Origin of the sequence: uncultured Phenylobacterium sp. (assembly GCF_902826855.1) — a bacterium.
Classification (GTDB): Bacteria; Pseudomonadota; Alphaproteobacteria; order Caulobacterales; family Caulobacteraceae; genus Phenylobacterium.
Map to the genome: position 1 here is coordinate 1 of NZ_CADEGK010000329.1, position 2968 is coordinate 2968.

2 protein-coding genes and 2 pseudogenes are annotated in these 2968 nt (G+C 67.5%); 1 reads left to right on the forward strand and 3 read right to left on the reverse strand.

The window, feature by feature from the left end; translation table 11 throughout:
- Window positions 1–195, reverse strand: a pseudogene (locus QZV94_RS24280) (response regulator); the annotation flags it as partial.
- Here QZV94_RS24280 and QZV94_RS24285 point away from each other — a divergent pair.
- Window positions 194–1507, forward strand: coding sequence for a sensor histidine kinase (locus QZV94_RS24285; protein ID WP_367255296.1), 1314 nt, complete (start codon window positions 194–196; stop codon window positions 1505–1507). The pseudogene QZV94_RS24280 and the gene QZV94_RS24285 overlap by 2 nt on opposite strands.
- Window positions 1508–1546: 39 nt before the next feature.
- On the opposite strand, the gene QZV94_RS24290 is transcribed toward QZV94_RS24285, so the two are convergent.
- Window positions 1547–2452 carry a hydroxymethylglutaryl-CoA lyase gene (locus tag QZV94_RS24290; RefSeq protein WP_293682941.1) on the reverse strand — a complete coding sequence of 302 codons (906 nt, stop codon included), beginning with the start codon at window positions 2450–2452 and terminating at the stop codon, window positions 1547–1549.
- A 23-nt stretch (window positions 2453–2475) separates the two neighbouring features.
- Window positions 2476–2968, reverse strand: a pseudogene (locus QZV94_RS24295) (glycosyltransferase family 39 protein); the annotation flags it as partial.

Consider the following 2968-nt stretch of genomic DNA (forward strand, 5'->3'; position numbering starts at 1 on the left):
GCCCCCTGGAAGGTCGATGTCTGTCACGAGGGCCCGGACGTCCGCGTCTGGATTCTCAAGCGTAGCGAGAGCGTCAGGGCCAGTGTGAACAGGTTCCACCCGAAAGCCGCCGTCCTCCAGCGCCGCCACGCCCAGATCGAGGACAGCGGCGTCGTCCTCTACGTACAGAACCAAAGGTGCGTTTGGATCAGACATGGCGCTCCCCCCGGAGTTTGCGTCGGGTATCCGAAACTCTTCAACGGTTCGGGCTTCGGGGGGTTCCCCGCACGCTCTGAAGGTGAGTTCGCAAATTTCTAGCAGAGGTTATCCAACCACCCTGCTCCATGTTAGGGTTGATCGACGAACACGCTTTGGCGGGGCCGGACCGGCCCGTCTGATCCGGCCGTCATCGTCGCCGGGTTGGCTTTCGCTTCGCGAGCCTCCGGCCCTCCAAGAAGGTGGGCGCTCTATGACTTCGCAACCGCCTCATGGCGAGGCCGCCGCCGATCTCGCGTTGGCGGTCATCGCTTCCTCAACGGCGCCGCTCGTGCTGTTGGACGGGAGCTTTGCGGTCGTGGCGGCCAGCAGCTCCTTCTATCGCGCGTTCCAGATCGACCCTGCCCACGCGGCTGGCCTCGAAATCTTCGCGCTGGGCGGCGGGGAATGGGACGTCCGCCAGCTACGGTCCTTGCTCAAGGCCACGGCCGCGGGGAACGCACAGATTGACGCCTACGAGATGGACTTGGCGCGGGAGGGCCAAGTGACCCGGCGACTCGTCCTGAACGTCAAGAACCTCGACTATGGCGATACCGACCACGTTCGACTTCTGCTTGCGGTCGCAGACGTGACCGATGCGCGCCTGGCCGGGAAACTCAAAGACGATGTGCTTCGGCAGAAGGACGATCTGGTCCGCGAGAAGGCGATCCTACTTCAGGAACTGCAGCACCGTGTGGCCAACAGCCTGCAGATCATCGCCAGCGTCCTTCTGCAAAGCGCGAAGCGCGTGGACTCCGACGAAACGCGCACACACCTCTATGATGCGCACCAGCGGGTGATGTCGGTCGCCGCCGTACAACGCCAACTGGCGGCGACCACCCTCGGCGATGTCGACTTGCGCGGCTATTTCAGTGAGCTCTGCGAAAGCATCGGCGCGTCGATGATCCGCGACCACAATCAACTCAAGCTAGAGGTGACGTCGGATGACACCCTCGCCGCCGCTGACGTCTCCGTAAGCCTCGGCCTGATCGTCACCGAGCTGGTGATCAACGCCCTCAAGCACGCCTTCCCAGGCCGCCGAAAAGGCAAGATCAGCGTCGACTATCACGCCGATGGGGCCGACTGGACCCTATCGGTCGGCGACAACGGCGTCGGAATGCCGGCGGACGCGGCGAGCGCCAAGGCTGGCCTGGGCACAAGCATCGTCTCGGCGCTCGCACAGCAACTGCAGGCGGACGTCCAAGTCTCTGACAGCCAGCCAGGGCATAAGGTGTCCATCGTCCACGAGGGTGGGGCCGGGCTGGTCACCTGACTCAGGGGCGGCCCTCTGCCTAAGCTGGGCAAACCTGGTCTAGGTCGCCGAGACAGGGAACGCACCCGCGCGGCTGACCGAGGCGGCAGGCGCCTTGCCCACCAGACCGGACGCCCAATTGCCGAGTTCGATGAGCTTGCCGAGGTCGTAGGTGGTCTCGAACCCGGCGCGTTCCAGCATGTAGACCAGGTCCTCGGTGCCGATGTTGCCGGTGGCGTTGGGGGCGAAGGGACAGCCGCCTAGGCCGCCGACGCTGGCGTCCAGGATGTCGACGCCCGCCTCGACGCCGGCGAAGGCGTTGGCCAGGCCGGTGTTGCGCGTGTCGTGGAAGTGCAGGCGCAAAGGGATATGGCCGGCGGCCTTGCGTACGGCTTCCACGCGGCGGCGGACGGTCCAAGGATCGGCGACGCCGATGGTGTCCGCGAGCGCGATCTCGGCCACGCGCATGTCGGCGGCCTGCCTGACGATGTCGACCACGCGGTCCTGCGGGACCTCGCCATCGAACGGGCAACCGAAGGCCACGGAGATCGTCATCGAGACCGGCGGATCCTCCTTCTTCCGCACGCCCATGATGTTGGCGAGCGCGGCGACCTGTTCCTCCACCGAGGCTCCCTGGTTGCGGATGCCGAAGCCGTCGGTGGCGCAGACCACGACGTTGGCTTCGTCGCAGCCGGCTTCGACGCAGCGTTCCCAGCCCCGCATGTTGAGCACCAGGCCGATGCGGGAGCGCGCAGGGTCGTGTGGCAGGGCGGCCATGATTTCCTCGGCGCCGGCCATCTGGGGCACGCGCTTGGGGTTGACGAAGGAGACCACCTCCATGCGGCGCGCGCCGGCCGCCTCCAGCCGGTGGATCATCTCCAGCTTCTGATCGACCTCGAGCAGGGTCTTCTCGTTTTGCAGGCCGTCCCTGGGGCCCACCTCCACGATCTCGATACGGCGGCTCATCGCGTCCTCACTTCACCCCGTCCTCACTTCACATTGGGGGCGACATAGACCCGAAGCGTCATCGCGTCGCCCTTGGAGTAGTTGATCCCGTCCACCCGGGCGACCTCGCGGGCCTGGCCGCCGAGGGCGGCGAGGTGGGCGCGGAACTCGGCGTCCTCGCGGCCCTCGACGACGGCGGGTCGGTTCTCGACCACCGCCTGGGCCGCCTCGGCGGGGCCGTCCAGCTGGGTGGCTGCGCCCAGGGCGAAGACCAGGCTGGGCTCGGCGTAGCCGGCGACGGAGATCGGTGCTTCGGCCACGCCCTGGCGCGGCAATAGGCGCGCGCGCTCCAGGGCCGTTTCGACCCGCGCAGAGAGCCACAGCGGCTCCAGCTTCGGGACGAATGCGGCGGCGAGCACGGTGTGGCCGGCGATCGCGAGGGCCAGCGCGGCGGCGACGGCCGGCCGAGCCGCCTGGCGGACCAGCAGGACACCACCGGCCACGCCCGCCGCGGCGAACAGGGCGCCGGCAATGACC

Bases quoted from the DNA above. Each gene is read 5' to 3' on its own strand.
- QZV94_RS24285 (WP_367255296.1), top strand. From the start codon at position 194: ATGGCGCTCCCCCCGGAGTTTGCGTCGGGTATCCGAAACTCTTCAACG.
- QZV94_RS24290 (WP_293682941.1), bottom strand. From the start codon at position 2,452: ATGAGCCGCCGTATCGAGATCGTGGAGGTGGGCCCCAGGGACGGCCTG.